The organism is Ruegeria lacuscaerulensis (assembly GCF_013033355.1).
GTDB lineage: Bacteria > Pseudomonadota > Alphaproteobacteria > Rhodobacterales > Rhodobacteraceae > Ruegeria > Ruegeria lacuscaerulensis_A.
This window is the reverse complement of sequence record NZ_WQDY01000005.1, coordinates 47,881-74,869: the sequence shown is the minus strand read 5'-3', so window position 1 is coordinate 74,869 and position 26,989 is coordinate 47,881. Positions and strand designations below refer to the sequence as shown.

The following is a 26,989-nucleotide window of genomic DNA, read 5'->3' as shown; positions in this document are numbered from 1 at the left end:
CTGAACATTTTTTTGCACCGCGCAAGGTACTGCTAAAAGAGTTGCAAATCCTTTGCGCCGCTTTGAATTTCAGCAAAGTTCGGCATGTTCTGGACGGCCAAAGGCGCCGGTTTTACGCCTGGCATCGCCACTGTCGGCCTTGCCGGCTTACCGAAGGCCGGTTTTTCCAATTCACCGCGAATGTCGCGTAGCAATGTCTTATGATCTGGCATGGACTTAAGAATCTGAGCCAGATCCACCTTCGCACCCTTCCACCATTGGAACCAAATCGGTTTTTTCAACGGACGAACGCGGTCGCGAATACCAGTTCCATAGCCGGTGTCGTAGACCTGTTTGCCTAGTAACACTGTTTGGAAAACGCGATGGTCGAACAGAGTGGCAAACTCGACATCGTGCTGCATAGGCAAACGGTGCTGCCAAAGCTCAAGGTTCTCAGCCAACCGGTCAGGAATTTTCATCTCGGTCCGGGCGTCGATCCAATATTGATCATCCGTGCGGTTGCCCAGCCGGTAATGCAGACAAATGAATTCAAGCACCTCATCATAGAGCTTGTCCATCTGCCGGTTGTAGCGCGCGCGTAGTGACGGCTCGATATCACGCGTCGGCAGGTGTTCGGCAAACCAGCGGATCGCATGGTCGATCATGTGGATCGCAGTGCTCTCCAACGGTTCGATGAAACCGCCAGACAGGCCGATGGCGACGCAGTTCTTTACCCAGGCGTTTCGCACCCGCCCAACGCGCATCGGGATAACGCGCGGCGTCAGTCCCTTGCCGCTGTCGCCCAACCATTCAAGATACTCGTCCGCCGCCTGATCATCCGTGCGATGCGCCGAGGAATACACATAGCCGGTGCCCACTCGGTTAAACAAAGGCACGCGCCACGTCCAACCGGCCCCCAGGGCCGTGGACCGTGTTGCACTCTCGATCTTGTCCGGATCAGGATGTTCGATCTGCAATGCCATCGCCCGGTCATTGGGCAGATAGTCCGAGTAATCCATGAACGGCTCACCCAGAGCCTGATTGATGATTAACCCACGGAACCCGGTGCAATCCACAACCATCTCGATGTCATGGCGACCTTTACGCTCTAACATCAGGTGGCTGACATTGCCTTGTTCGTCCAATTCAACCGACTGGACCTCATCCTGAATGTGCTCGACACCGCGCTTGGTGCAGACCCTGGTCAGCATCCCTGCGAATTTCACCGCATCCAGATGATACGCATAGCCAAATCGCTGCTCGAATTCTGGTGCGCCCAGCGGTCGCGCGCCTTTGCAGAGACGGGCCAAATCGTCATGCGGAGCGATCGATTGCGTGAAATCCCGATCCCCATTGCCAAATCGCAAGTAATACTCGGCCGCTTCAAGCCCTTCCAGCATTTGGCCATGAGCAAATGGGTTCATATAATCGATACGGTTACCTTTGGCGTCCTTGTTCCAGTTGCAGAACTTCACACCCAGCTTGAAGGAAGCGTTGGTTTCGCGAAAGAAATCCCGTTCAGCTATTCCAGCCTGCCGGAGCGTCACCGGCATACGAGGAACCGTTGCTTCGCCCACACCCACAGTCGAGATATTCGGGCTTTCGATCAGACATATCCGCGGTCGATCTTTTGGCGCCGATGTCCGGGACAACACCATCTCAAGGATAAGTGCGGTCATCCACCCGGCTGTACCGCCACCCACAATGGTGATTTTGCGCAATCGATTGTTCATTCTGCTCTGCTCCCCCCTTTTTATTTTGGGGAACTATAACAGTTTTCCCGCACCGGGCCAGAGCCTATGACATAGGCGTTGAGCGCGCCAAAACGGCGTGTCAGACAAGCATCAGAACGCGCATAGTTGCGCCTGCCTCAGATCTCTTCGCCTTTCTTCAAAAGCTCATCAATCAATTCGCGCTGTAGGCCCTGACTGTCACCACCACCGAATTCTGCAGCACCGCCGGAATAGAGGGTGCCGTATGTCTTGGCGATGTTAACCGTTTGGGCCAGACCCGAGATCAGCTGGTCTTTTTCCAACGTGGACAACGGATGAATATAGGCCGCCCACAAGGTACCGTTGGCGATCGCATAACGCGCATCTAGCGTACTGTCGAAATTCGCCTGCATCATGCGCTGCAGGTCCGCGGGTGACAGATCAGCCGCGCTGCTAATCGACACCATGGCCCGCATCCGATCGGCGTTCACATCCGTGATGACCAGAACCGGAGTATCCCCGACCGTCAGCTGAAAACCAGGCCCCTGCGGCAGCGCCTCCGGGTCCAAAGCGAACAGAATTTTTCCTAGCCGCTCATAGGTCATGGGCGGTTCCAACTCAGGAGCGTCCTGCGCCTCTTGAGCGGCCAGACCTGTGGCCAGAACTATCAGAAAAAGGGCTAGTCGGATCATCGCATCGCTCCTGCAGGTTGCCCATTGAACATATGTGGATCAAACGACACTGGCCAAACAAAGCTTGGTGAGGAGAACCTTCCAAACGATCCGAGTATCGGACGATCTGCAATGTTTTCAAGCTCATCAATCATAGTCCGTTCAACTCCTGACGCCTAGGTTTGTTTCAGCGGCGGGCAATCCGGCCGCGCCTAGCTTAAATGATGAAAGGAAACGCAATGAAATCCCTGGTTCTGACCACTCTGATCGCCACCCTGCCCCTGATCGCCGCCCCGGCCTTTGCCGCAGATGAAATCAACGTCTCGAACGGTATCTCGGCGGCGGGCGCTCCTCTGGCCGCACATGGGGTCGATCTGGTGGCACTGGTCAATGACGGCAATCCGGTTGATGGTTTTGCCAACCATTCGGCCACCTATGACGGTGCCTCCTACTATTTCACCACCGCCGAGAACCTTGCCGCGTTCGAGGCAAACCCCGCCGCCTATCTGCCGCAGCATGGTGGGTTCTGCTCGTTCGGGGTGTCGGTTGGCAAGAAATTTGACGGTGATCCGGATCAATACCTGGTCGCCGACGGCAAGCTGTACCTGTTCCTGAATGCCGAAACCCGCGCCGCGTTTTTGAAAGACGTACCCGGCACGGCAAAAACCGCTGATGGCAAATGGTCAAAGATCAAAAGCGTCGCAGTCGGCGAGCTTTAACCCACCTCCAAGCGAAAGCTCGCGGCGTTACGGCGTCGCGGGCTTTTTCTGTTCGATTAGCTCGATGGCCTGCGCCAAAGCGTCCTCGATGCTCAGATGCGATGTGTCCAGTTGCACCGCATCCTCGGCCGGTTTCATCGGGGCCGTGCTGCGTTCTGCATCCCGCGCATCGCGTTCGCGCACATCGGCCAGAACCTGATCGCGCGTGACATTGGCCCCCTTGGCACTCAGTTCAAGGTAACGCCGCTCGGCCCGTACCTCGGCACTGGCGGTTACGAACAACTTCGCTTCGGCATTGGGGCAAATGACAGTGCCAATATCGCGCCCGTCCAGCACCGCACCCCCGACCCGCCGCGCAAAGGCGCGCTGGAAATCGACCAGAGCCGCGCGGACCTCGGGGATCACCGCCACTTTCGAGGCCGCCTGCGCGATCTCGGCCGTACGCAGATCACCCTGCTGTAATTCCTCGGCGGTCAGGGCTTGCGCCGCCGCGATGGGCTCCATCCCCTCAAGCGTCCGCCTGCCAACCGCGCGGTATAGCAGCCCTGTATCCAGATGGGCAAAGCCGAAATGCGCCGCGACGGCCTTAGAGATCGTGCCCTTCCCCGCCGCTGCTGGACCGTCGATGGCGACAGTGAAACTCACGCGCGTTCGACCTTGGCGCCCAGCGTCGCCATCAATGGTTCAAAAATCGGGAACGAGGTCGCAATCGGGCCGCCATCATCAACCGAGACCGGCGTTTTCGCACCCATGCCCATCACCATGAAGGACATGGCGATGCGGTGATCCAAAAAGCTCTCGCAGGTACCGCCGCCGGGAACATTTCCGATGCCCAGACCGTCAACCGACCACCATTCTTCACCCTCTTCCACGGTCACACCATTGGCGCGCAACCCGCGGGCCATTGCGTCGATCCGGTCGCTTTCCTTGACGCGCAGCTCTTTCACGCCGCCCATCATCGTGGTGCCGGTGGCATTGGCCGCAACCACGGACAGCACCGGGTATTCGTCAATCATCGAGGCCGCTCGTTCCGGCGGCACGTTGATGCCCTTCATGTTAGGCGAGTATTTCGCCCGCAGATCGGCAACGGGCTCGCCGCCTTCTTCGCGTTCGTTTTCATAAGTCAGGTCCGCGCCCATCTCGCGCAGCGTGGTAAACAGCCCCGCGCGGGTCGGGTTCAGGCCAATGCCCGGCACCAACACATCCGAACCGGGCGTGATCAGCGCTGCGCAAACCGGAAACGCCGCGCTGGACGGGTCGCGCGGAACGGCAATAACCTGGGGCTTCAACTCGGGGCGACCGGTCAGGGTGATCACCCGGCCCTCATCTGTATCCTCAACGGTGATCTCTGCGCCGAACCCGGCCAGCATCCGTTCCGAATGGTCGCGAGTGGCCTCTTTTTCAACGACAACAGTTTTGCCCGGTGCGTTCAGACCTGCCAGCAGCACAGCAGATTTCACCTGCGCTGACGGCACCGGCACCTCATAGCGTACCGGAACGGGTTCGGCCGCGCCCACGATGGTCATCGGTAAACGCCCACCCGAGCGACCAACCGATTGCGCCCCAAACAGCGCCAGCGGGTCCGTCACCCGCGCCATGGGACGCTTGTTCAGGCTGGCATCCCCAGTAAACGTGGCTGAGATCGGGCAGGTAGCCATCGCACCCATGATCAGCCGCACACCCGTGCCAGAATTGCCGCAATCAATCACCTGATCCGGCTCGGCAAAGCCACCGACGCCGACGCCATGCACGGTCCATTCCCCTCCGCCGTGATCCGTGACCTCGGCACCAAAGGCGCGCATGGCCTTGGCAGTGTCCAGAACATCCTCACCTTCCAGCAGGCCGGAAATCTTCGTCTCACCCACCGCCATCGCGCCCAAAATCAGCGACCTGTGCGAGATCGACTTGTCGCCGGGCACCTCTGCCGTTCCGGTCAGCGGACCGCAGGGATATGAGGTCATCGGGATGGGCGTGCCGTGTCCGGACATGGGGGCTCCTGTTTTCGCTATCAGTGCCTTAGCCGCTTAGCGAATTGGGGCCGGTTGGTCCAGCGGCAATCAGCCTGTGCGGAGGAAGGTCAGGTAATGCGGCGTGCGCCCTTCGCGCAGAGCCTTCTGTTCGTAACGGGTGGAAATCCAATCATCCCATGGTTCGCGCCAGTCAGCCGGGCGCTCGGCCAGCCACTCGAACCCGGCGCGTGGCACTTCCTCAAGCGTTTGGCGAACATAGTCGGGAATATCAGTCGCGACCCGAAAAATCGAACCCGGTTTCAGCGCCCGCGCCAGCGGTTGCAGATGTTCCTGTGTCACAAAGCGGCGACGATGGTGCCGCGTCTTGGGCCACGGATCGGGATAGAGCAGGAATGCACGCGAGATGCTGGCCTCGGGCAAAACATCGAACAGGTCGCGCGCATCGCCAGGATGCACAGCGAGGTTCTCGACCCCAGCCTGCCGGATCTTGCCCAGCAACATGGCGACGCCGTTGATGTAGGGTTCGGCCCCGATGATGCCGATATCGGGGTTGTTCGCCGCCTGATGCACCAGATGCTCACCGCCGCCAAAGCCAACCTCAAGCCAGACATCTCGCCCGCCAAACAGCGCCTGCAGGTCCAGCGGCGCGCGTTCGGGGTTACTCTCCCAATCGACCGCACCGGGGGACAGCGCATCGAGGTCTTCGCTCAGATACGTCTTTTGACTGGGCTTCAGGGTTTTGCCCTTGAAGCGGCCATAAAAGTTCCTGCGGGGGCGTTGGGGTGTCTCGGTGCTCATGGCCGTGCCCATACTGCGCAGACACCACAGACGCAAGAGGCGGCCGGTCCACTCAACAGACCCGCCGCCCCCAAAAAGCACCAGAAAAGAGCGCGCCCGTCAGGGCGCACCTTTGGATACCGATCAGACCGCCGCTTTCAGCGCGTCCACAAGGTCGGTGCGTTCCCAGCTGAAACCGCCATCCGCATCGGGTTTACGGCCAAAGTGACCATAAGCTGCAGTGCGCTGGTAGATCGGCTTGTTCATCTGCAGATGTTCACGAATACCGCGCGGTGTCAGGTCCATCGCCTGTCCAACGGCCTTTTCGATTTCGGCGTCGGAAACCTGACCTGTGCCATAGGTCTCGGCATAGATCGAAAGCGGCTTGGAAACACCAATCGCATAGCTCAGCTGAATGGTGCAGCGTTCCGCCATGCCAGCAGCGACTACGTTCTTGGCCAGATAGCGCGCCGCATAGGCCGCTGAACGGTCCACCTTGGTCGGGTCTTTGCCCGAGAACGCGCCGCCTCCATGAGGTGCGGCACCACCATAGGTGTCGACGATGATTTTACGGCCGGTCAGGCCCGCATCCCCGTCGGGGCCGCCAATCACGAATTTGCCGGTTGGGTTCACGTGCCACTCGGTCTCGGCCGTCAGCCAGCCTTCGGGCAGGGTTTCGCGGATATAAGGCTCGACAATAGCGCGGATATCATCCGAAGACAGCGCTGCATCCAGGTGCTGGGTCGACAACACGATCGAGCTGACCCCCACAGGCTTGCCATCGCGGTACACGACCGACAGTTGCGATTTCGCGTCAGGGCCCAGCGCGGGCTCGGTGCCGTTTTTACGGACCTCTGCCAGACGGCGCAGGATCGCGTGGGAATACTGAATCGGGGCCGGCATCAGCGCAGACGTTTCGGTCGTAGCGTAGCCGAACATGATCCCCTGATCGCCGGCGCCTTCGTCCTTGTCGCCCGAGGCATCAACGCCCTGTGCGATGTGGGCAGATTGCTCGTGCAGCAGGTTTGTAACCTCGACGGTTTCGTGGTGGAACTTGTCCTGCTCGTAGCCAATATCCTTGATACAGTCGCGCGCGATCTCGTCGATGCGACCCATGTAATCGTGAAGTTTGTCTTGATCCGACAAACCGACTTCGCCACCAATAACAACCCGGTTGGTCGTGGCAAAAGTTTCACACGCCACGCGCGCTTCAGGTTCTTCGTTCAGAAATGCGTCAAGTACCGCATCCGAAATCCGGTCACAGACCTTGTCGGGGTGCCCTTCGGATACGGACTCCGAAGTGAAAGTATAGTTCTGTCGGGACATAAAAGTGCTCCATTAAGATTTCCCCATCACGCCAGGAAGCCGTTGTGACGGGCACATGGGGGATACGCTCAGAGTTTGAAAGCGTCAATCAGTAATTGCTATCAAGTCCGCCGAGCAGGTCGCCACAGTGCGATCGTCGCGAAAAACAGTGCAAGGAAAAGAGGATAGTCGCCAAGCCTGGAATAAAGGGTCGCTGCCAAAGGCGCAGGAAGCTCAGCGTCTATGAAACCCGCGTTTCCCAGCGCCAAAGACTGCGTCACCTGACCCAGCGGGTCGATCATGGCGGACACACCGGTATTAGCGGCACGCATCATCGGAAGACCCTGTTCAACAGCGCGCATCTGCGCCTGCGCAAGGTGCTGATATGGTCCCGAACGGGTTCCAAACCAGGCATCATTTGTGATCTGAAGCAAAAAATCAGCCCGCGCCGGAGCCGATAGAACATCTTGCGTAAAGACGGCCTCATAACAAATCAATGGCAGTGCTTTGCCCAGCTTGCCCGCCTCGAACAGTTCGGCCCCTGGTCCTGCACTGAAACCATGTCCCGTTGTAGTCGCCATCCCGTAAACACCGAAACGCGCCATTAAATCGCCAAAAGGAACATACTCGCCAAACGGGGCAAGGTGATGTTTGTCATACAACGCGTCTTGCTGGCCATTTTCGCCCAGATAGACCAATGAGTTGTAGATCCGAGGCCCCTCGCCTCTTTGTATCCCAAAGACAACTGGCACACCCTTGGCTGCATCCGCGATTGCATCCAGATAGGGTTGCGCGCTACCCAACCAAGCCGGGACAGACGTTTCAGGCCAAACAATCATATCCGGTCGGGGCTGCGCTGCTGAAAACTCCAACTGTCGTGCAAAGAAAAGCGGAGCGTAGTCAGGGTCCCATTTCTGGTGTTGCGGCGCATTGGGCTGCACAATCCGGACAACATGACCGGTAAAGGTCACTGCAGGCACAGACAACGCACTAGCCACTACCAGCGCGATAGCACCAACAGACAACGTGGCTGCCGCCCCGATCCTTGAGCGCTGCACCAACGCCGCCCCGAGAGGTAACGTTGCCAACAAGGTCACGGCGCCCAACCCATAAGGGCCGATCAACGCCAGAACATGGACCACCGGAGTGTCAACCCATACTTGCGCCAATCCAGCCCATGGAAATCCCGTCAGAACATACCCCCGCGCCCCCTCGGCAAGCGAAACCGCCAATGCAAGCAAGACAGCCTGACCAAGTGCAGACGCGCTCGGACGGCGCACCAGCCAAAAAGCGCAGGTCCAGAATAGCGCGAGCCCTCCGGCCATGAAAATCAGGGCAAATGGCGCCATCCAGGCGTGACGCTCGGCATCGACCAGAAAGGGCTCGACAATCCAGCTGAGAGCATGCGCAAAATACCCGGTGGCAAATGCCCAGCCGATCCAGGCCGCGCGTGACCGAGAAGGCGCAGTGACGAACAACGGCCCAAGACCAAGCAGCGCGGCCACAGTTGCAAACCAATAACCGAATGGCGCTAGCCCAAAAGCCGCAATGGCGCCCAGAAACGCTGCCAAACCAAAAGTCATCCAGAATGGCCACCTCGCGGCAGGGTTCATGCAACGAGATCCGGCAACATGACCCGCAGTCTTTTGATCCGGCGCGGATCGGCATCTATGACTTCGAACTCGGGCCCCTCGGGATGCAAGACAACTTCGCCACGGGCAGGAACGCGCCCCGAGAGCATGAAGACAAGCCCGCCCAGGGTATCGATTTCCTCTTCGTCGACGTCCTCATGGCTGGTCAAGGAACGTCCGATCTCGGCCTCGAAATCCTCGAGCGGTACGCGGGCCTGAACGATATAGCAACCCGGCTTTTCCTGCAGCCAAAGCTGGCTTTCATCGGCGTCATGCTCATCCGCAATTTCGCCTACAACCTGTTCGATCAAATCTTCGATCGTTACCAAACCGTCGACGCCCCCATATTCGTCGATCACCAACGCCATGTGTCTGCGCTCGGTCTGCATTTTTGTCATCAGAACGCCGATTGGCATCGAGGGTGGCACGAACAGCAAAGTGCGTAACATCGAGATTAGGTCGAATGTGGATGAGGTTCCGTTAAACCCATGGGTCAGCGCGAAATCCTTGAGATGCACAAACCCTAAAGGCGTATCCAGAGTGCCGTCATAGACCGGGATACGTGACAGGCCGCTTTCGCGAAATACCTGCGCAAGTTCGTCCTTGGTTATGGTTGATGGGACCGACACGATTTCTGCTGTCGGGATCGCAACATCCTCAACTCGCATTCTGCGCAGATTGATCATGCCACGTGGTTGCGTTTTGTCGGTTTCATGCCCATTGGCGTCCGAAACCTGCTCATCATCTTGCGACGAGAATGCATCCACTATTCGAGAGAAAAACCCAGCTTTCTCTTTGGTGTTTTCTGTGCCTTCCTTTGGTTGCGCGCTTTGCGCTGCCATAGAACTGCCGTCTGTATCGCCCATTATCCCATTCCAAATGATCGGCCAAAATGGCCCCTATTAAACAGTATATGGGTCATCAATACCCAATTTGCCAAGTATCTCGACTTCGACCCCCTCCATCAAAGTGGCGTCCGGGTCACGGATGTGATCGTATCCCAACAAATGCAACATTCCGTGAATGATCAGATGTGTGACATGATCATCCATGGCTTTTCCTGCCTCAGCCGCTTCACGTGCACAGGTGTCAAATGAGATCGCGATATCCCCCAAAGCTGTCTCTCCGGTAAAATCCGGGGTCGGAGATAACGGCGGCTGACCTGCGATGTCCGCGGCCAAATCTTCGGCAGGCCAACTCAGTACATTAGTCGCCGAGGGTTTTTCCCGGAATTCAGCGTTCAGATCCGCGATACGGACATCGTCGCAGGCCAATAGGCTGATTTCACAGTCTTCTTGAAGGTTACAATGGTCCATAACCGCGTGAATGGCGCGGCGTGCCAAGGGCTCCAGCCCCTGCCAGCGGGTGTCTTCCACCGTCAGTTCAAGGTTCATGTCTGTCGTCCAAAGCCCCGGGCATCGTAGCCTGAAACCTCTCAGGTTTCACGGCCCGCGTCGGCCTCATACGCCTCGATGATCGCGGCGACAAGCGGATGGCGCACGACGTCTTTCGACGTGAAATAGTTGAAGCTGATATTCGGGATCGTCTTAAGCAACCGTTCCGCATCGGCCAGACCTGACTGAACCCCGCGCGGCAAATCCACCTGCGAGCGGTCACCGGTGATCACCATTCGGCTACCCTCGCCCAAACGCGTCAGGAACATCTTCATCTGCATAGTCGTGGCATTCTGTGCCTCGTCCAAGACAACAAACGCATTTGCCAAAGTTCGACCGCGCATAAATGCCAAGGGCGCAATTTCGATTCGCTTTTCCTCGATCAGCTTGGCCAACTGTTTACCCGGAAGGAAATCGTTCAACGCATCGTACAGCGGTTGCATATAAGGATCGACCTTGTCCTTCATGTCACCCGGCAGATAGCCCAGTTTTTCACCGGCTTCGACCGCAGGGCGGCTTAGGATTATACGGTCCACATGTCCGCCGATAAACATCGACACACCAACAGCGACAGCCAGATAGGTTTTGCCCGTACCCGCTGGTCCGATGCCAAAGGCCAGTTCATTGTTGAACAGCGACTGGACATAGGCTTTTTGGGCATCTGTGCGCGGTTCGACCAATTTCTTTCTGGTTTTGATCTCGACCGTTCCGCCCTTGAACATCTCGAGCTGATCACCTTCGCGACTTCCCGTTCCCTTCTCGGACCCGCCCATGCGCAATTCGCGATCCACGTCGGCGGCTTCGACATCCTTGCCAGTTTCCAGTCTTGTATAAAGCGCCTGTAAAACTTCGATCGCTTGTTTCTGGGCGTCTTCGTCGCCCATGACCACAAGCTGGTTGCCACGGCGCACAATCTGCACCGAGAGTTTTTGTTCGATGTCGGTCAGATTACGGTCATATTCGCCGCACAAATCAATCAACAACCGGTTGTCGGGAAATTCAACAAACGCCTCACGCTGGGGCATTTCATCTTGCGGTGGGGTAAGGGCACCGATGGCCAATCCGTTCTCCTGTCTTGGCGTTTCTCCCCGAGCGTGACAACAATTGCCGGTGGGCGCAAGCCACAGATTCAAATTTTCGCAAACGAATGACAAAACCGCCGATTGCACTCGAGTATATCGAACCGACTTCAGGCCCAAAGGCCACCAGACTTAAGGAGGTCAGAACGTGTAGTTCAAGCCAAACCGAAGACTGCGATACTCAGGCGTCGAACGAGTCGAAAACCCGTTGCCGAACTCGACATCCTTGCCCTCAAACTGAACATATTCGTATTCACCAGTGATCGACCAATCGTCGTTCAGGCTATGCTCAGCTCCGATACTGACAGAAAAACCATTCCTGCTGTCGGATTCCTGGAAGGACTGGGCTGTCGGGCCAAACGTAAGGCTGTTCGTCGTTTCGACATCTCCGCGAACATAACCAGCAGACACAAAATACAAAATACTGCCGCTTTTGTTCGTCAGGCCACTGCGAAACCGTACAGAAAATATATCAGACACCTCGGAGCCGCCGGTAACAGACACGCCATTGACCGAGGTGGTGACTTCATCATCTATCGAGCCGAACTCGTACCCAATCTCTAGCCCATATACGTAGTCGCGCCCACTTCGCGCAGGAAGCACTCCACGCCAACCTGCGCGAACACCGCCGAATGACCCCTTCAGATCCAAGTCTCCAACGGGAAATGTGGCCCCGGGCGTTGCCAACCCAAACTCATCTGTTCCTCCGAGAGAATATCCACCGGAAACGCCCAGGTAAAATGCACTTATGTCGCCGTTAGAACGCTTGGGGTTGACTACTGGCGGATCGGTGAGACCAGGTTCTGGATTCCCGGCCAAAGCGCAGGACCCGAAGACAATGGAAGTAAGTAGCCCCCAGAACAGACGCAAACCAGAGCTTTTCAGAACCGTCAATTCAAACACTCGCACTCTCCGACATCTCGACACACTGATCTGCCTAGGAGACTAGAACTCCTGATACGTATGGAACCCTAGACCCCTAAAAAATCTAGCATTTCTCCGAGCATAGATCGAAGTCATAAATCAAGTGTTAATTTTCGGTTCAGAATCAGGCGTTGGTGTTTTCACCACAGTTTCAGCCAGGTTCAGAGCAGCTCGCCCGCAAGCGAATTTGCCCCCGACGCGGTGATGCGAACGTCGCGCAACTCACCCACCTCGACATTGGCGCCCGAGACGTGAACCGAATGAAGATACTCGGATTTTCCGACCATTTGGCCAGGCAGGCGACCCGGCTTTTCGAACAGAACACGGACATTCCGGCCTACCATGGCATCCTGAATTTCGCGCTGATGACGGGTGATCACAGCCTGCAGGCGCTGTAGGCGGTCATCCGCCACCTCAGGATCAACCTGAGACCGTTCGGCCGCCGGCGTTCCCGGACGGGTCGAATACTTGAACGAATACGCGTACCCGTACCTCACCTGCTCCACCAGATCCAACGTGGCCTGAAAGTCCTCTTCTGTCTCCTCGGGGAAGCCCACGATGAAGTCGCCCGACATCATGATATCGGGCCGTGCTTCACGGATGCGTTCGATCAGGCGCAGATAGCTGTCCGCCGTGTGGCTGCGATTCATCCGTTTCAGAATCCGGTCCGAGCCCGACTGAACCGGCAGGTGCAGATAGGGCATCAGCTTGTCGCAGGTTCCGTGCGCTTCGATCAGGTCATCGGCCATGTCGTTGGGGTGCGACGTGGTGAATCGGATACGTTCCAGCCCGTCAACCTTGTTCAACTCCCAGATCAACCCCGCCAGCGTCGTGTCACCGTTCGGGCCAGCCCCGTGATAGGCGTTGACGTTCTGACCCAGCAAAGTGATTTCGCGCACGCCGCGTTCGACCAGATCCTGCGCCTCGCGGATGATGCGATCCGCCGGGCGGCTGACTTCGGCCCCGCGGGTATAGGGCACAACACAGAAGGCACAGAATTTGTCGCAACCTTCCTGAACGGTCAAAAACGCCGTGGGACCGCGCTTGGCTTTGGGTCGGTTCTTGAGCTTTTCGAACTTGTCTTCTTCCGGGAAATCGGTGTCCAGCGCCTTGGTACCCTCGCGGGTCTTGGCTTCCATCTCGGGCAGACGGTGATAGCTTTGCGGCCCCACCACCAGATCGACCAGAGGCTGACGGCGCATGATCTCTTCGCCCTCGGCCTGTGCAACACAACCGGCCACCCCGATCTTAAGATCAGGCTTTTCCGCCTTCAGACCTTTGAAACGACCCAACTCGGAATAGACCTTTTCAGCGGCCTTTTCACGAATGTGGCAGGTGTTCAACAAGATCATATCAGCGTCATCGGGGCTTTTTGTCTCTACATATCCCTGACCGCCGAGCGTTTCGGCCATACGTTCGCTGTCATAGACGTTCATCTGGCAACCATAGGTCTTGATGTACAGCTTTTTAGGTTCCGACATGGGTAGGGCCTTTTGCGTTCGCGGGATCGGCGTCATCTATACCTTACGAACGCCGCTTGCAATGCCCGCGCGATTACCCGATTTTGACCCAAAACACCAGCAAGACGAGCGCGAACAGGCCATGCAGTACGACTCTGTAAACTCTTTCCTGCAATCCGGCACGGATGCGCTGAAAAAGGGGCCGATTGCCCTGATCTTTGCCGAGGACGATGTCGAACTTGAAAGTACAATACGCCATCACCTGAAACTTGGGTTTACCAATCTGATCGCCTTTATGCCCGCAGAATTCACACTGCCGGAGGAATTGACAAAACGTATTCACCGGGTTGCGTTGACCTGCGCACCGCGGACCGTCGTTTTCGACACGATTAACAAGGTGATTGAAGCCGCTCCATCCAATTGGATGTATTACTGCTACAACGCCGAATACCTGTTCTTCCCCTTCTGCGAGACCCGCACCATCGGTGAGATGCTAGCCTTTCACACCGAAGAACGCCGCGATGCGATGTTGACCCATGTGGTCGATCTGTATGCCGATGACCTTACGGCTTTCCCCAACGGAGTGGCTCCGGATCGTGCTATGCTGGACCGCATTGGATACTATGCCCACACTCGCCACACTCCTGATGGTCAGCCGCTAGAGCGCCAGCTGGACATGTCCGGTGGTTTGCGCTGGAGGTTCGAAGACCACATCCCCTATGAACGCCGCCGCATCGACAGGATTGGCCTGTTCAAGCCCCGCAAAAATCTGCGCCTGTTGCCCGATCACACCTTTAGCGAACCAGAATATAACACGTATTCCTGCCCCTGGCACCACAACCTGACCGCAGCGATCTGCTCATTCCGTGCGGCTAAAGCACTGAAATCAAACGCCGGGTCGACCTTCGACATCCCAAGCTTCAAGTGGCGGAACTCGGTCGCGTTCGAATGGAACTCGACCCAATTGCTGGATTTGGGCCTGATCGAATCCGGTCAGTGGTTCTGATCCAACCTTCATCTGGCCAAAAATATCCCTGGAGAGGTGCGGTCCCGCCGCGCCGAGGGCAGAGCCCCCTATCGTGGCCACACCATCGGAAACCAATCCTCACGCAGACGCTGCCCGGGCACCATGTCATGGCCCGGAAACGGCGGTGAGGTTCGACCGGGTCGCTCTACATAGCGCGCGTCATCGCCCACCAGACGCAGTGAAAACGCACGACGGCGGCTGTCAGAGTGATTCCCGCGCGCGCCGTGCAGCGTGTGATAGTTGAACGCTACCGCGTCACCTGGCTGCATCTCGAACTCGACCACGCGCATCCCTTCAGCATCCGGGTCAGGGACAGGAATGTATTGGCCCTCATCGGGAAAGAACCCTTCTTCGGACACCCAGCGAGTCGGTAGAACCTCTTTCTCCCACTTGTGCGATCCGGCCACGCAGCGCAAGGTCGCTTTTGTCACAGGATCAAGCGGCGACCAGAAACTGATCGTCTGCTGGCCTTCAACAAAATAATACGGCCCATCCTGATGCCACGGCGTTGCCATCGATGTGCCCGGTTCCTTCACCAGGACGTGGTCGTGAAACATCTGAACAGTTTGTGACTGCATCAGATCGGCGGCAACCTCAGCTGCCGGAGAGTTGTGGATCACATCTTGAAACTGTTCGACCCTCGTCCAATTGCAATAATCGTCAAAAAACAGTCCGGTCTCGCCCTGTTTCTTATTGTCCGAAGCGTATGGGCCAGGCTCAGCCATGTTCGCCGCAACCCCATCGCGCAAGGTTTCCACATAATCGGCAAACAGTCTCCGGATCAGAACAACACCGTCGCGCTGATAGGTGTCGATCATGTCTTGCGTCACAAGGGGATGGGTCATGTCAGTCTCCGTGCCGATTGCGTTGTGATCTGCGCATGGCATTGGTCTCTGTTCAAGTCATATCTTTTGAAGCTAAATATAAAGCCATGTTATACCTTTCACTTAGACAATACGAATATGTCTGCGCCATTGGACGATACGGCGGCCTGTCCGCGGCGGCCCAACATCTGAATGTTTCGCAACCGGCTTTGTCCAACGCCCTAACACGGGTCGAAGACCAACTGGGGCACCCATTATTCACACGAAAGCGCGGTGCTGCGATGACCCTGACCCCGCAAGGGCGCTCATTCATCGAACAGGCCGAGGCATTGCTGTCGCGCGCCGCGAAACTGGAAAACGCAACCTCCACGGGGCCTGCAGCGGCTCGTTTGCGATTGGGATGTTTCGACGATCTTGCCCCCTTCCTGCTCGCCCGCGCCTTGCGCCTGTTGCGAGAGGGCCTTCCAGATGTCCATGTGACTTACCGGGTAGATAATTTCCAAGGTTTAATCTCAGGCTTAGTTCAGGGTGAGATCGACTTTGCGATTACCTATGGGCTGACGCTGGATGCCGGGTTCACGACCACGTCGCTCTGCATCACATGCCCGAACGCGGTGATGTCTCCGGATCATCCGCTTGCGGAGCACAGGCATCTCTCGTTGAAGGAAATCGCGGCGTATCCCTTGATCCTGTCGGACGAAGGACTTTCTGCCCAACATTTTCTGACTTTGTTTCGCAAAGCTGGGCAGACACCCAAGGTCGCACACCGCGCTGCATCACTTGAAATCCAACGCAGCCTGGCCGCAAACAATGAAGGAGTCGCTATGACCTATGCGAATATCCCCGCTGCAGTTAGCTACGATGGGATGCCACTTGTTAGTCGACCTGTCACCGATGATTTCGCAGCCGAGCCCGTCGTGCTCGCACGGCATGGAACGGGTCCAATGGACACCCTCTTGGACAGAGCGCAAGATATCCTGTCGGAATTAACGACGTAAGGTTACTTCTTTCGCAACCGGATCACGACATCGACCGAAGCGATCTCGACCCCTTCGGGTGCTTCGGGCAGGCGCTGGATCACAAGCTGTTCGGATGGTGCATCGCTCAGGCGCCCTTCATCCTCCCAGAAAAAATGCGGGTGATCATGCGTGTTGGTGTCGAAATAGCTTTTCGACCCGTCTACAGTGATTTCCTGCAGAACGCCCGCGTCGCAGAATGCCCGCAGAGTGTTGTATACAGTCGCTAAAGACACGGCATCGCCGTTCTTTTTAGCTGATTCAAACAGGCTTTCCGCCGTCACATGACGGTGCTTTCCGTCCCCGACCAAAAGCTCGGCCAGGGCCACACGCTGACGCGTCGGGCGCAGTCCGGCGTGAACCAACCAGTTCGTGGCTATGCTCTGGCTTTCTGGTGTCATGAATCCGATACCGTTTTGTTGCTGAAGTATATATAGGTGCTGAAGTCAGGTAATTTCAAATGAAATTCATTCGCAAAGAACGGACAGAACACCGCATGATGTTGGCCACCGCTCTTGCAGGACCTTGCATACGGGTGCTAGACGAGGCCAGATTGAATGAACAGACCCCTGGCAGGAGAGGCGGCAAGAATGGCCCAATTCCCGAGCAGCTTTGACAAGGATGATCTGCTGAAATGCGCCCGTGGCGAATTATTCGGCCCCGGTAACGCGCAGTTGCCCGCCCCGCCGATGCTGATGATGGACCGGATTACCGATATCTCAGCCGATGGTGGCGCGCATGGCAAAGGTCATGTTTTGGCCGAATTCGACATTACTCCGGACCTGTGGTTCTTTGACTGCCACTTCCCCGGGAACCCGATCATGCCTGGCTGTTTGGGGCTGGATGGCCTGTGGCAGCTGACCGGCTTTAACCTCGGCTGGCGCGGCTGGCAGGGGCGTGGCATGGCTGTTGGCGTGGGCGAGGTCAAGCTGACCGGCATGGTCCGCCCCGACCGCAAGATGCTGACTTACAAAATTGATTTCAAAAAAGCGATCCAGACGCGCCGCCTGACCATGGGTGTGGCGGATGGCATCGTCGAAGCGGACGGTGAAATGATTTACGACGTCAAGGACATGAAAGTCGTCCTGTCCGAAGCCTGAGCCTGACCGGCCCGAAATAAGGAGCACGCATATGCGTCGAGTAGTTGTCACCGGTTTGGGGATTGTCTCCTCCATCGGGAACAATGCCCAAGAGGTTCTGGCCTCACTCAAAGCTGGGAAATCCGGCATTGAGGCCAACGACCAGATGGTCGAACACGGTTTCCGCAGCCAGATTGCCGGCTCGCTGAAGATCGACGTGACCGAGCATGTGGACAAGCGCACCTTGCGTTTCATGGGTCCCGGAGCGGCTTATGCGCATATCGCGATGAGCCAGGCGATCGCAGACTCCGGTCTGACCGAAGATCAGGTGGTAAACCCGCGCACAGGTCTGGTGGCCGGCTCGGGTGGCCCCTCGACCAGTGCGATGCTGACGGCGCACCAAACCGTACTGAAGAACGGCGCGACCAAGCGGATCGGGCCGTTCGCGGTGCCGAAATGCATGTGCTCGACCATCTCGGCGAACCTTGCAACGGCGTTCAAGATCAAGGGCATCAACTATTCGATCACCTCGGCCTGCTCGACCTCCCTGCATTGCATCGGCAACGCGGCGGAACAGATCATGCTGGGCAAACAGGATGTGATGTTTGCAGGCGGCGGCGAAGAGCTGGACTGGACGCTGTCCTGCCTGTTCGACGCGATGGGCGCGATGTCGTCGAAATACAACGACACGCCGGACAAAGCCTCGCGCGCCTTTGATCAGAATCGCGACGGGTTCGTGATTTCCGGTGGCGGCGGCATCGTCGTGCTTGAGGATCTGGATCACGCTTTGGCGCGTGGGGCCAAGATCTACGCAGAAGTCACCGGCTATGCAGCCACTTCGGATGGGCATGACATGGTGGCGCCTTCGGGTGAAGGCGGCGAACGCGCGATGCGTCTGGCCCTGTCCACCCTGCCCGAAGGCCGCAAGGTTGGATACATCAACGCCCACGGGACCTCGACCCCGGTCGGCGATGTGGGCGAGGTTGAAGCCGTGCGCCGCATCTTTGGCGAAGGCAACGTGCCGCCGATTTCGTCGACCAAGTCGATGACCGGCCACGCGCAAGGCGCTGCGGGCGCATTGGAGGCGATCTTCTGCCTGCTGATGCTGGACAATGATTTCATTACACCGTCGATCAATGTCGAAACACTCGCCGAAGGCATCCAGCCCGGTGAAATTGCAACGCAAGTCGTTGAAAATGCGGGACTCGACTCGGTGATGACCAACAGCTTCGGCTTTGGCGGCACCAACGGATCCATGGTTCTTTCAAAGTATAACGGGTGAATGTGATGTCGGATCTTCTTAAAGGCAAACGCGGCCTTATCATGGGCGTGGCCAATGACCGCTCGATCGCGTGGGGCATCGCCAAGGCCATGCACGAAGCGGGCGCCGAACTGGCTTTCACCTATCAGGGCGAAGCATTCGGAAAGCGGCTGGAGCCCTTGGCGCAAAGCCTCGACAGCGACTTCATGGTCGACGCGGATGTGACCGACGACGAATCGCTGGATCGCGCCTTTGGCGAACTAGCCCAGCGTTGGCCGACGATTGATTTCGTGGTCCACGCAATCGCCTATTCGGACAAGTCGGAACTGACCGGCCGGTTCCTGAACACAACGCGGGCGAACTTTAAACATTCGATGGATGTATCGGCCTACTCCTTTATCGAGGTCGCCCGCCGCGCCTATCCCATGATGAAGGACAATGGTGGCACTTTGCTGACGCTGACCTATCAGGGCTCGAATCGCGTGGTTCCGAACTACAACGTGATGGGCGTCGCCAAAGCGGCGCTGGAATCGGCTACACGCTATCTGGCCAATGATTTAGGCCCCGAAGGCATTCGCGTGAACGCCATCTCGCCCGGTCCGATGAAAACACTGGCCGGTGCGGCCATCGGTGGCGCACGCAAGACCTACAAGTTCTGCGACCAGAATGCGCCCATGCGCTCGAACGCGACGCTAGAGGCCGTGGGCGGCACTGCTGTGTACTTGGCATCAGAAGCCGGAGCCTGCACCTCGGGCGAGATTATCAAGGTAGATGGCGGGTTCCACGTACTGGGCATGCCGCAGCCAGACTTTATGTGACCCGAGTTTTCCCTGCCGGTGCCAAGATTTGACCATCTTTCACCGGCAAAACAGGCGGCATGAGCAAAGCTGATCATATTGTTGCAAGCAACGCGCGCTCCTCTAGGTCCCGTCGTAAATCGGGTTTTCTAGGGGTACGCGGGCGGATTGCATTGCTGGGCCTGACAACATTGTTAATGTTGTTTGTGTTTTTCACGCAGCCGCAGGTTCGTGCTGAGTTCGAATCCTGGACCAGCCTGATTACAGGCTGATCCTCTCTGCTACGATAGGTCAGTTGACTGAAATAACCTCGACGTCGAAAATCAGATCCTGACCAGCCAATGGATGATTTGCATCCAGCGTCACTGTTGCGTCGTCAGCCTCGACCACCGTGACTGGCAGCACCTGACCTTCAGGCGTCTGCATCTGCAGTTGTGATCCTGGTGTCAGGGGAATGTCATCCGGGATACCTTCGCGGGGGATACTTTGCCGCATTTCTGGATTAATCGGTCCATAGGCATCAACGCAGGCAATCTCGACTCGCTTCTTTTCGCCAACCGTCAGACCCGGCATCGCACTGTCCAGACCCGGGATGATCTGGCCCGAGCCTACCACGAACTCCAACGGGTCGCGCCCGTCCGAACTGTCAAAGACGTTTCCGTCCAACAGCGTACCGGTGTAGTGAATGCGAACAGTGTCGCCCTGTTTGATTGCGGTCATTCTGGCCTCCGGCCGTTAAAGAGTTGAACGGCCAACCCTAGGGGCTGACACGTCATTGTAAACCCTTCCCCCTTTCAAGCGACCACCTGTTGTGCAAACCTGCGCCGGATGGATGGAGGGGACACAATGCCGATCACAACATGCGTTTTCGACGCCTATGGCACGCTTTTTGATGTCGCGGCTGCGGCACGACAGGCCGCGGCAGAACCGGGCTTTGAATCATTGCAGGAAAAGTGGCCCGACCTGGCGAACTACTGGCGGCTGAAACAGTTGCAATACACATGGCTGCGCGCCGTTGCCGACGCTCATGCTGATTTCTGGGACGTCACCCAAGATGGGTTGGACTGGGCGCTGGAGGCCACTGGTCTGGACGGCAACGCGACCTTGCGACAGCGCTTGCTGGACCTGTATTGGGAATTGCCGGCTTACCCCGAGGTTCCCGCCATGCTAGCCGCTCTGAAAGCTGGCGGCCATCAGACTGCAATACTGTCGAACGGCTCCCCTCCGATGCTTGACGGAGCGGTCCAATCGGCCGGCATCGGCGATGTACTGGACGATGTTCTGTCGGTCGAAAGTGTCGGCGTCTTCAAACCGCATTCCAAAGTATATGATCTGGTTCAACAACGTTTCGGATGCGCGCGGGACGAGGTTCTGTTTGTCAGTTCAAACGGGTGGGACGCCGCGGGGGCCAGCGGGTACGGCTTCGTGACCACTTGGGTCAACCGGGCACAGGAGCCGATGGATCGCTTGCCATGGAAGCCTGCGCATGTACTGTCCGACCTGACGACCATTCCCCAAATCGCAGGACTGTAATGCCCTTTTTCACGACCACTGACGGCAAGAAACTATATTTCGAGGACACCGGGTCCGGCATACCTGTTTTCTGTCTTGCAGGGCTGACCCGTAACACGCAGGATTTTTCGTTTCTGGCGCCACAGATGACCGATCATCGAATGATCGCAATGGATTATCGGGGGCGTGGACAATCGGACTATGACCCCGACCATAGCAACTACAACGTTTTGCGCGAAGCGCATGACGCCATTGAATTGCTGGATCACCTTGGCCTTGAGCGGGTATCAGTGATCGGAACGTCACGCGGGGGTCTGATCGCCATGGCACTGGCTGCCAGCCACCCGGAGCGTCTGGCCGCAGTTGTGCTTAACGATATTGGCCCTGTCATCGATACGTCGGGTATCGCCAAGATCATGGACTATGTCGGCAAACAACCCGTATCAAAGACCTATGACGACGCGGCGCGTGCCCTGCAGCACATGATGCAGGCGCATTTCCCCGGTGTCCCACTGCAAAGGTGGCGACAAATGGCTGAGTTCCAGAACGAGGAAACCCCGCAAGGTTTGAAACTGCGCTACGACCCAAGCCTGCGCACCGCTCTCCTGGATCAGGCAGCGGCAGGCGCGATACCGGACATGTGGCTGTTCTTTGAAGCTCTGCGAAACATCCCGACCGGTGTTATTCGCGGCGAAAACTCGGACGTGCTAAGCGAGCAGACCCTGGCCGAGATGCATGATCGACATCCGGGGCTGGTCTCTGTCTCGGTTCCAGATCGGGGCCATGCGCCTTTTCTGGATGAACCTGAATCGCTTGATCTGATCCGAAAAACACTGGACGCCCTATGAGCACATTGCAAATGATCGAATCCGCCGCTGAACGTCTGAAAGGACATGTGCGGGAAACGCCGCTGCTGTCCTCTCCGTTCATTGATGAACTTGCCGGCCGTCGGGTTCTGGTCAAACCCGAATGCCTGCAGCACACGGGCAGTTTCAAGTTTCGAGGGGCTTGGTCGGCCATCTCCGCATTGGGTGAAGCCGAGCGCCAGAGCGGCGTGATCGCCTATTCGTCGGGCAACCACGCACAGGGGGTAGCGTATGCCGCCGCACAACACGGCATATCCTCCGTCATCATCATGCCCTCGGACGCGCCGCAGTTGAAAATCAACAACACCCGCGCTTTGGGCGGAGAAGTGGTGTTGTACGATCGCGCCAATGAAAGCCGTGAAGAGATCGGCGAAGCCCTTGCAGCCGAGCGTGGCTTGACGCTGATCCGACCCTATGACGAACCACAGGTTATAGCGGGTCAGGGCACGACGGGATTGGAGATCGCCCGGCAAGCCACTGCCCTTGGTGTCACCCAAGCCGACGTTCTTGTCTGCTGCGGCGGAGGCGGGCTGACGTCTGGAATCGCGCTGGCATTGGAGGGTCACGCTCCGGGGCTTCGCCCCCGCCCGTGTGAGCCCGAAGGATTTGACGATGTGAAACGCTCATTGGCGACCGGGCAGATTCAGGCGAACAAGGCGACATCCGGCAATCTTTGCGATGCGATCCTTACACCGCAGCCCGGCGACCTCACCTTTCCCATCCTGAACCGTTTGTGCGGTCCGGGCCTTTCGGTCACGGAAGAGGAAGCCCTTCGCGCCATGGCCCAAGCATTTTTGCGATTGAAAATAGTGTTGGAGCCAGGCGGCGCTGTGTCGTTGGCTGCCGCTTTGTACCGTGGTACCGAAATTGAAGGCGACACTGTTATCGTAGTGGCATCTGGCGGCAACGCTGACCCGGAAGTCTTTGGAAAAGCGCTGGAATTCCTGACCTGACAACACAGGACCGATAAGGCAGGGTGCTGGCTTAGCGTATGACGAACGGGGATTATGTCATGCAAATTGCAGACTTCGGGGACATAAAGCTCCATTACCGTGAGGATGGCGATCCAAGCGGGGCACCAGTCGTGTTCGCCAATTCGCTGGGCACGGATATGCGGCTTTGGGACGCCGTATTGCCTCATCTGCCGGCCGGGTTTCGTCTGATCCGGTATGACAAACGGGGGCACGGGCTGTCTTCTGCACCACCTGCTCCGTATTCTATGGGGGCGCTGGTTCGGGATGCAGAATCCCTGCTGGATCACCTCGAAGTCCGGGACTGTGTGTTCGTGGGCCTTTCGATTGGCGGGCTGATCGCACAAGGCTTGGCCGTCAAACGGTTGGACTTGATCCGGGGGTTGGTCTTGTCGAACACCGCGGCCAAAATCGGCACACCAGCGATGTGGAACCAGCGTATGGAAGCCATTCGTGAAGGTGGGGTCGAAGCGCTGGCAGACGCCACAATGGAACGCTGGTTCTCAAAAGGCTTTCGGGCGACGCCAGATCACCTGTTATGGCGCAACATGATGGCGCGACAACCCGAGGACGGATATTTGGGATGCTGCGCGGCGATTTCAGGCACGGATTTCTATACGCCAACCAGCGGCTTAAGGTTGCCTATACTGGGCATTGCCGGCAGCGAGGATGGCTCAACTCCGCCTGATCTGGTACGAGAAACCATTGATCTTGTCCCCGGCTCTCGTTTTGAACTGATGCGTCGAGCCGGGCATCTGCCCTGTGTCGAGCAACCCCAGGAATACGCAGCGATTCTAAGCCGTTTCCTGGCGGATATCGGGCATATCTGAAGGAGAACAGCATTGGCAGATTTCCTTTTGGTCCATGGCTCATGCCACGGTGCGTGGTGCTGGCGTGATCTGATCCCCGAACTTGCCGCTTTGGGGCATACGGCACGCGCAATCGACATGCCTAGCCACGGTGCTGATCCGACGCCGGTTTCCGAGGTCACATTGCAGGGATGCCGCGACGCGGTACTCAAGGCGTGTTCGCCGCAGACGATTGTCGTCGGGCATTCATGGGGCGGCTACCCGATCAGCGCCGCGGCCGAGGCCCAGCCGACAAGGATACGCGCCTTGGTGTATTTGTGCGCCTACCTTCCCAAAGACGGGATGTCGATGATCGAGATGCGCCGGCAGTCCCCTCGTCAGACCATCGGAGATGCGGTGGATAAATCGGCAGATGGTCTATCCTACACGGTCAAGCCCGAGCGGGTTCAGGATCTGTTTTATCACGACTGCCCGGCTGAAACCGTACCCTATGCGCTTTCGCGGCTATGTCCTCAGGCCATTGCGCCGCAAGATACGCCCCTGCCGCTCAGCGATGCATTCGCGCGCGTATCCAAGGCTTATATCCAAGCCACTAACGACCGTACTATCCCGCCCGAGTATCAAAAGCAGATGAGTTTCGGCGTTCCCGAAGCCATGCGGCATAGCATCGACAGCTCTCACTCTCCGTTCTTTTCCCATCCGGGTCAGCTGGCCGAAATATTGGACAGTATCGCAATTGACTTGCCCCACGAGGGCGGCGCGCAAGCCACTTTTCAGCGATAAACTCTGTGGCTAGAGTGCCGGAGTATTCACTCAGCGGTTTCCATGCGTCTTCCCTTTCTCTTTGTCCTGCTCACAGTCATGATCGACGCAATGGGCATTGGGCTGGTTCTGCCGATCATGCCCGAACTCATCGTCGAAGTTCAGGGCGGTACGCTGGCCGGTGCAGCAGTTTGGGGAGGTGTTCTCAGCACTGCATTTGCGGCAATGCAATTCGTCTTCGGCCCCATCCTCGGCAATCTTTCAGACGCCTATGGGCGCAGGGCAGTTCTGCTGGTGTCATTGTTCGTTATGTCGTTGGACTATGTGGTGATGGCATTGGCGGGCAGTATTTGGCTGCTATTGGTTGGGCGGATTGTGGGCGGAGTCACAGCGGCCACCCACGCCACTGCAGTAGCCTTTATGGCAGATGTTTCCAAACCCGCAGAAAAGGCGGCCAATTTCGGTCTGCTCGGCGCAGCTTTCGGCGTCGGGTTCGTTTTGGGCCCCGTGATCGGCGGCCTGCTGAGCGAATACGGGACCCGTGCCCCCTTCTGGGCAGCTGCTGCATTATCATTGGTGACCTTTGCAATTGGCCTTTTCGTAATGCCCGAAACCGTGACCGACAAAACGCGCAGAGCTTTCAATCTGCGCCGCGCAAACCCAATCAATTCCCTCCGCGCCATTGCGGGATTGCCCGGCATTCGCCCGATGCTGTGGGTATATTTCCTCTATTCGATCTCAATTTACGTATACCCTGCCATCTGGGCTTATTTCACCACCGAACGGTTTGGGTGGTCCCCCCAGATGATCGGCTTGTCCCTTGGTGTTTATGGAATTGGCATGGCTGCCGTTCAAGGCGGGTTGATCCGGCCAGCTACCCGGTATCTGGGCGAAAGAGGAACGATCATCTACGGCATGGTCATCGAGATTATCAGCTTCGCTATTCTGGCGTTTCTGACAAGTGGTCCGATCGCATTGCTGCTGATCCCTCTCACCGCGCTGGGTGCGGTTGTGACCCCCGCCTTGCAAGCGATGATGTCCAAGGCTACGCCGGACAGCCAGCAAGGCGAGTTGCAGGGCGTCCTTACCTCACTGCATGCCCTATCGATGGTGATTTCCCCCTTGCTGATGACCAGCGTCTTTGCGCAGTTTGCCAGACCAGATACGGGATTTTATCTGCCGGGTGCCCCTTTCCTGCTGGCCATGGTCTTGATGGTCGTCGGCTTTGCAGCCTTTCTGAAAGCAAAACCCAAAAAAGTGTAACAGCGACACCGCTGTGACGGATTCCACCTTGCAGCATGCAATCCGGCGCGCCACCGTGGCCCAAAGGAAATGAGGGAAGAGATGCAAACAATCAAAGCCGCCGTCTGCCGGGCCTTCGGTGACCCCTTGGTCATCGAGGACATCCAAATCGCGCCACCTCAAACGGGCGAGGTCGAAGTCACTCTGGACGCGGTCGCGATCTGCCACTCGGATATATCCTACGCAAGCGGTGCCTGGGGTGGGTTCCTGCCTGCCGTTTATGGGCACGAGGCCGCGGGCGTCATTACTGCGGTTGGTCCGGCAGCTGGGGGCTTTGCCATCGGCGACCCGGTTGTCGTCACCCTCATCCGCGCCTGCGGATCCTGCCCGTCTTGTGCAGGCGGCAACCCAACGATTTGCGAAACGCCATATGACACCGTTAAAGGGCCGCTGCGCACAGCCGACGGTGGACCGCTGGAACAGGCCATGGCCTGCGGTGCCTTTGCCGAAAAAGTTGTGGTCAGCCACCGTCAGATCGTGAAAATCCCGTCAGACATGCCCAAGGATGTAGCTAGCCTATTGTCCTGCGGTGTGATCACCGGCGTGGGTGCCGCGGTGAACGCCGCCGGTTTGCGTCCAGGGCAGGACGTGGTCGTGATCGGTGCTGGCGGCGTGGGGCTAAACGCCATTCAAGGCGCGCGTATCGCCGGAGCGCGGCGCATTGTGGCCGTCGACATGACCGAAGATAAGTTGGACATCGCTGCAGAGTTCGGTGCGACGCATGGTGTCTTGGCGACGTCGAAGTCACCATGGAAGGACGCCTACAAAGCCTTGGGCGGGCGTGGGGCCGACGCCGTGCTGATCACGGTGGGCGCCATCCCAGCCTACGATCAGGCACCCCGCTATCTTGGACCCGGTGGGAAGGCTGTCATGATCGGGATGCCTCATTCAGGTGATCAGTCAAGCTATGAACCCGTTATCCTTGCAGCGCTAGGGCAAGGCCTGATCGGATCGAAGATGGGCGACGTGGTCATACAGCGCGATATTCCCTGGATGATTGACTTGTATGAACAGGGGCGGCTGAAACTGGACGAGCTGATCTCAGGCCGGTGGTCGTTGTCGCAGATCAACGAGGCGATCGCAGACACCAAAACCGGTTCGGCCAAGCGAAACGTGATCATGTTCGACAAAGCCTGAGGCAA

28 protein-coding genes and 1 riboswitch are annotated in these 26,989 nt (G+C 57.6%); of the genes, 13 read left to right on the top strand and 15 right to left on the bottom strand.

The genetic code is table 11. The annotated features are described in order from the left end of the window. Positions 1-32: 32 nt before the first annotated feature. Together GOW48_RS10915 and GOW48_RS10910 are read right to left on the bottom strand one after the other, a co-directional pair. Positions 33-1,712, bottom strand: a complete 1,680-nt coding sequence (locus GOW48_RS10915; protein ID WP_170354859.1) for a tryptophan halogenase family protein — start codon at positions 1,710-1,712, stop codon at positions 33-35. Positions 1,713-1,849: 137 nt separating this feature from the next. Continuing rightward, positions 1,850-2,383, bottom strand: coding sequence for a hypothetical protein (locus tag GOW48_RS10910; protein WP_170354858.1), 534 nt, complete (start codon positions 2,381-2,383; stop codon positions 1,850-1,852). Between the two features lie 218 nt (positions 2,384-2,601). On the opposite strand from GOW48_RS10910, the gene GOW48_RS10905 reads away from it, so the two are divergent. After that, positions 2,602-3,081: a YHS domain-containing (seleno)protein gene (locus GOW48_RS10905; protein ID WP_170753648.1), complete on the top strand. Its 480-nt coding sequence runs from the start codon at positions 2,602-2,604 to the stop codon at positions 3,079-3,081. A 27-nt stretch (positions 3,082-3,108) separates the two neighbouring features. On the opposite strand, the gene cmk is transcribed toward GOW48_RS10905, so the two are convergent. The 10 genes from cmk to miaB all read right to left on the bottom strand — a co-directional run bounded on the left by cmk (position 3,109) and on the right by miaB (position 13,642). After that, the gene (gene cmk, locus GOW48_RS10900) at positions 3,109-3,726 is read right to left on the bottom strand and encodes a (d)CMP kinase (protein WP_170753647.1); all 618 of its coding nucleotides are present in this window, start codon (positions 3,724-3,726) and stop codon (positions 3,109-3,111) included. Then, positions 3,723-5,069: a 3-phosphoshikimate 1-carboxyvinyltransferase gene (gene aroA, locus GOW48_RS10895; protein WP_170753645.1), complete on the bottom strand. Its 1,347-nt coding sequence runs from the start codon at positions 5,067-5,069 to the stop codon at positions 3,723-3,725. The genes cmk and aroA overlap by 4 nt, the downstream gene beginning before the upstream one ends. Before the next feature lie 69 nt (positions 5,070-5,138). Then, a complete protein-coding gene (trmB, locus tag GOW48_RS10890; RefSeq protein WP_170354854.1) occupies positions 5,139-5,849 on the bottom strand; it encodes a tRNA (guanine(46)-N(7))-methyltransferase TrmB in 711 nt (236 codons plus the stop codon). A 123-nt stretch (positions 5,850-5,972) separates the two neighbouring features. Beyond that, complete coding sequence (metK, locus tag GOW48_RS10885; RefSeq protein WP_170753643.1) at positions 5,973-7,154, bottom strand: methionine adenosyltransferase; 1,182 nt, start codon at positions 7,152-7,154, stop codon at positions 5,973-5,975. Positions 7,155-7,159: 5 nt separating this feature from the next. Next, a riboswitch (SAM-SAH riboswitch) is annotated at positions 7,160-7,208 on the bottom strand. A gap of 47 nt (positions 7,209-7,255) precedes the next feature. Continuing rightward, a complete protein-coding gene (gene lnt, locus GOW48_RS10880) occupies positions 7,256-8,716 on the bottom strand; it encodes an apolipoprotein N-acyltransferase (protein WP_234899452.1) in 1,461 nt (486 codons plus the stop codon). Between the two features lie 26 nt (positions 8,717-8,742). Further along, the gene (locus GOW48_RS10875) at positions 8,743-9,630 is read right to left on the bottom strand and encodes a hemolysin family protein (protein WP_170753639.1); all 888 of its coding nucleotides are present in this window, start codon (positions 9,628-9,630) and stop codon (positions 8,743-8,745) included. Positions 9,631-9,666: 36 nt separating this feature from the next. Continuing rightward, positions 9,667-10,158, bottom strand: a complete 492-nt coding sequence (ybeY, locus tag GOW48_RS10870; protein ID WP_170753637.1) for an rRNA maturation RNase YbeY — start codon at positions 10,156-10,158, stop codon at positions 9,667-9,669. A gap of 41 nt (positions 10,159-10,199) precedes the next feature. Then, positions 10,200-11,219, bottom strand: coding sequence for a PhoH family protein (locus GOW48_RS10865; protein ID WP_170354849.1), 1,020 nt, complete (start codon positions 11,217-11,219; stop codon positions 10,200-10,202). Between the two features lie 159 nt (positions 11,220-11,378). Further along, a complete protein-coding gene (locus tag GOW48_RS10860) occupies positions 11,379-12,140 on the bottom strand; it encodes an outer membrane protein (protein ID WP_170753635.1) in 762 nt (253 codons plus the stop codon). Positions 12,141-12,322: 182 nt separating this feature from the next. Further along, positions 12,323-13,642, bottom strand: coding sequence for a tRNA (N6-isopentenyl adenosine(37)-C2)-methylthiotransferase MiaB (gene miaB, locus GOW48_RS10855; protein WP_170753633.1), 1,320 nt, complete (start codon positions 13,640-13,642; stop codon positions 12,323-12,325). A 121-nt stretch (positions 13,643-13,763) separates the two neighbouring features. On the opposite strand from miaB, the gene GOW48_RS10850 reads away from it, so the two are divergent. Next, a complete protein-coding gene (locus GOW48_RS10850; protein ID WP_170753945.1) occupies positions 13,764-14,627 on the top strand; it encodes a hypothetical protein in 864 nt (287 codons plus the stop codon). 68 nt (positions 14,628-14,695) lie between these two features. On the opposite strand, the gene GOW48_RS10845 is transcribed toward GOW48_RS10850, so the two are convergent. Beyond that, positions 14,696-15,493 carry a phytanoyl-CoA dioxygenase family protein gene (locus tag GOW48_RS10845; RefSeq protein ID WP_170753632.1) on the bottom strand — a complete coding sequence of 266 codons (798 nt, stop codon included), beginning with the start codon at positions 15,491-15,493 and terminating at the stop codon, positions 14,696-14,698. 86 nt (positions 15,494-15,579) lie between these two features. On the opposite strand from GOW48_RS10845, the gene GOW48_RS10840 reads away from it, so the two are divergent. Further along, the gene (locus GOW48_RS10840; RefSeq protein ID WP_170753630.1) at positions 15,580-16,470 is read left to right on the top strand and encodes a LysR family transcriptional regulator; all 891 of its coding nucleotides are present in this window, start codon (positions 15,580-15,582) and stop codon (positions 16,468-16,470) included. Positions 16,471-16,472: 2 nt separating this feature from the next. Here the strand turns inward: GOW48_RS10840 and irrA are convergent, their stop codons facing one another. Continuing rightward, the gene (gene irrA / locus GOW48_RS10835; RefSeq protein WP_170354845.1) at positions 16,473-16,889 is read right to left on the bottom strand and encodes an iron response transcriptional regulator IrrA; all 417 of its coding nucleotides are present in this window, start codon (positions 16,887-16,889) and stop codon (positions 16,473-16,475) included. A 189-nt stretch (positions 16,890-17,078) separates the two neighbouring features. On the opposite strand from irrA, the gene fabA reads away from it, so the two are divergent. Genes fabA through GOW48_RS10820 form a run of 3 tightly spaced genes read left to right on the top strand, consistent with a single transcriptional unit; the run spans position 17,079 to position 19,646 of the window. Next, a complete protein-coding gene (gene fabA / locus GOW48_RS10830) occupies positions 17,079-17,588 on the top strand; it encodes a bifunctional 3-hydroxydecanoyl-ACP dehydratase/trans-2-decenoyl-ACP isomerase (RefSeq protein WP_170326986.1) in 510 nt (169 codons plus the stop codon). Positions 17,589-17,619: 31 nt separating this feature from the next. Next, complete coding sequence (gene fabB, locus GOW48_RS10825) at positions 17,620-18,849, top strand: beta-ketoacyl-ACP synthase I (RefSeq protein WP_170753627.1); 1,230 nt, start codon at positions 17,620-17,622, stop codon at positions 18,847-18,849. A 5-nt stretch (positions 18,850-18,854) separates the two neighbouring features. Next, positions 18,855-19,646 (top strand): enoyl-ACP reductase FabI, encoded by a 792-nt coding sequence (locus tag GOW48_RS10820; protein WP_170753625.1) that lies wholly within the window; start codon positions 18,855-18,857, stop codon positions 19,644-19,646. A gap of 270 nt (positions 19,647-19,916) precedes the next feature. Here GOW48_RS10820 and GOW48_RS10810 read toward each other — a convergent pair whose 3' ends face one another. Beyond that, complete coding sequence (locus GOW48_RS10810) at positions 19,917-20,345, bottom strand: FKBP-type peptidyl-prolyl cis-trans isomerase (protein ID WP_170354841.1); 429 nt, start codon at positions 20,343-20,345, stop codon at positions 19,917-19,919. A gap of 126 nt (positions 20,346-20,471) precedes the next feature. Between GOW48_RS10810 and GOW48_RS10805 the strand changes: the two genes are divergently transcribed. The 7 genes from GOW48_RS10805 (at position 20,472) to GOW48_RS10775 (ending at position 26,984) form a co-directional block, all read left to right on the top strand. Further along, entirely contained in the window at positions 20,472-21,158 is a 687-nt protein-coding gene (locus tag GOW48_RS10805) for a haloacid dehalogenase type II (RefSeq protein WP_170753623.1), read from the top strand. Continuing rightward, positions 21,158-21,985: an alpha/beta fold hydrolase gene (locus tag GOW48_RS10800; protein WP_170753621.1), complete on the top strand. Its 828-nt coding sequence runs from the start codon at positions 21,158-21,160 to the stop codon at positions 21,983-21,985. The genes GOW48_RS10805 and GOW48_RS10800 overlap by 1 nt, the downstream gene beginning before the upstream one ends. Then, the gene (locus GOW48_RS10795) at positions 21,982-22,956 is read left to right on the top strand and encodes a threonine ammonia-lyase (protein ID WP_170753619.1); all 975 of its coding nucleotides are present in this window, start codon (positions 21,982-21,984) and stop codon (positions 22,954-22,956) included. Before GOW48_RS10800 ends, GOW48_RS10795 begins: the two co-directional genes overlap by 4 nt. A 59-nt stretch (positions 22,957-23,015) precedes the next feature. Further along, on the top strand, positions 23,016-23,804 hold the full coding sequence (pcaD, locus tag GOW48_RS10790; protein ID WP_170753617.1) for a 3-oxoadipate enol-lactonase: 789 nt from the start codon (positions 23,016-23,018) through the stop codon (positions 23,802-23,804). A 12-nt stretch (positions 23,805-23,816) separates the two neighbouring features. Beyond that, entirely contained in the window at positions 23,817-24,566 is a 750-nt protein-coding gene (locus GOW48_RS10785) for an alpha/beta fold hydrolase (protein ID WP_170753615.1), read from the top strand. A gap of 42 nt (positions 24,567-24,608) precedes the next feature. Continuing rightward, the gene (locus GOW48_RS10780; RefSeq protein ID WP_170753613.1) at positions 24,609-25,808 is read left to right on the top strand and encodes a TCR/Tet family MFS transporter; all 1,200 of its coding nucleotides are present in this window, start codon (positions 24,609-24,611) and stop codon (positions 25,806-25,808) included. A gap of 81 nt (positions 25,809-25,889) precedes the next feature. Then, entirely contained in the window at positions 25,890-26,984 is a 1,095-nt protein-coding gene (locus tag GOW48_RS10775; RefSeq protein ID WP_170354834.1) for a Zn-dependent alcohol dehydrogenase, read from the top strand. The last annotated feature ends 5 nt before the right edge of the window (positions 26,985-26,989 follow it).

Excerpts from the sequence above, each read along its gene's own strand:
- GOW48_RS10915 (WP_170354859.1), bottom strand. The coding sequence starts at position 1,712 with ATGAACAATCGATTGCGCAAAATCACCATTGTGGGTGGCGGTACAGCC.
- GOW48_RS10910 (WP_170354858.1), bottom strand. The coding sequence starts at position 2,383 with ATGATCCGACTAGCCCTTTTTCTGATAGTTCTGGCCACAGGTCTGGCC.
- GOW48_RS10905 (WP_170753648.1), top strand. The coding sequence starts at position 2,602 with ATGAAATCCCTGGTTCTGACCACTCTGATCGCCACCCTGCCCCTGATC.
- aroA (WP_170753645.1), bottom strand. The coding sequence starts at position 5,069 with ATGTCCGGACACGGCACGCCCATCCCGATGACCTCATATCCCTGCGGT.
- trmB (WP_170354854.1), bottom strand. The coding sequence starts at position 5,849 with ATGAGCACCGAGACACCCCAACGCCCCCGCAGGAACTTTTATGGCCGC.
- metK (WP_170753643.1), bottom strand. The coding sequence starts at position 7,154 with ATGTCCCGACAGAACTATACTTTCACTTCGGAGTCCGTATCCGAAGGG.
- lnt (WP_234899452.1), bottom strand. The coding sequence starts at position 8,716 with ATGACTTTTGGTTTGGCAGCGTTTCTGGGCGCCATTGCGGCTTTTGGG.
- GOW48_RS10875 (WP_170753639.1), bottom strand. The coding sequence starts at position 9,630 with ATGGGCGATACAGACGGCAGTTCTATGGCAGCGCAAAGCGCGCAACCA.
- ybeY (WP_170753637.1), bottom strand. The coding sequence starts at position 10,158 with ATGAACCTTGAACTGACGGTGGAAGACACCCGCTGGCAGGGGCTGGAG.
- miaB (WP_170753633.1), bottom strand. The coding sequence starts at position 13,642 with ATGTCGGAACCTAAAAAGCTGTACATCAAGACCTATGGTTGCCAGATG.
- GOW48_RS10850 (WP_170753945.1), top strand. The coding sequence starts at position 13,764 with ATGCAGTACGACTCTGTAAACTCTTTCCTGCAATCCGGCACGGATGCG.
- GOW48_RS10845 (WP_170753632.1), bottom strand. The coding sequence starts at position 15,493 with ATGACCCATCCCCTTGTGACGCAAGACATGATCGACACCTATCAGCGC.
- GOW48_RS10840 (WP_170753630.1), top strand. The coding sequence starts at position 15,580 with ATGTTATACCTTTCACTTAGACAATACGAATATGTCTGCGCCATTGGA.
- irrA (WP_170354845.1), bottom strand. The coding sequence starts at position 16,889 with ATGACACCAGAAAGCCAGAGCATAGCCACGAACTGGTTGGTTCACGCC.
- fabA (WP_170326986.1), top strand. The coding sequence starts at position 17,079 with ATGGCCCAATTCCCGAGCAGCTTTGACAAGGATGATCTGCTGAAATGC.
- fabB (WP_170753627.1), top strand. The coding sequence starts at position 17,620 with ATGCGTCGAGTAGTTGTCACCGGTTTGGGGATTGTCTCCTCCATCGGG.
- GOW48_RS10820 (WP_170753625.1), top strand. The coding sequence starts at position 18,855 with ATGTCGGATCTTCTTAAAGGCAAACGCGGCCTTATCATGGGCGTGGCC.
- GOW48_RS10810 (WP_170354841.1), bottom strand. The coding sequence starts at position 20,345 with ATGACCGCAATCAAACAGGGCGACACTGTTCGCATTCACTACACCGGT.
- GOW48_RS10805 (WP_170753623.1), top strand. The coding sequence starts at position 20,472 with ATGCCGATCACAACATGCGTTTTCGACGCCTATGGCACGCTTTTTGAT.
- GOW48_RS10800 (WP_170753621.1), top strand. The coding sequence starts at position 21,158 with ATGCCCTTTTTCACGACCACTGACGGCAAGAAACTATATTTCGAGGAC.
- GOW48_RS10795 (WP_170753619.1), top strand. The coding sequence starts at position 21,982 with ATGAGCACATTGCAAATGATCGAATCCGCCGCTGAACGTCTGAAAGGA.
- pcaD (WP_170753617.1), top strand. The coding sequence starts at position 23,016 with ATGCAAATTGCAGACTTCGGGGACATAAAGCTCCATTACCGTGAGGAT.
- GOW48_RS10780 (WP_170753613.1), top strand. The coding sequence starts at position 24,609 with ATGCGTCTTCCCTTTCTCTTTGTCCTGCTCACAGTCATGATCGACGCA.
- GOW48_RS10775 (WP_170354834.1), top strand. The coding sequence starts at position 25,890 with ATGCAAACAATCAAAGCCGCCGTCTGCCGGGCCTTCGGTGACCCCTTG.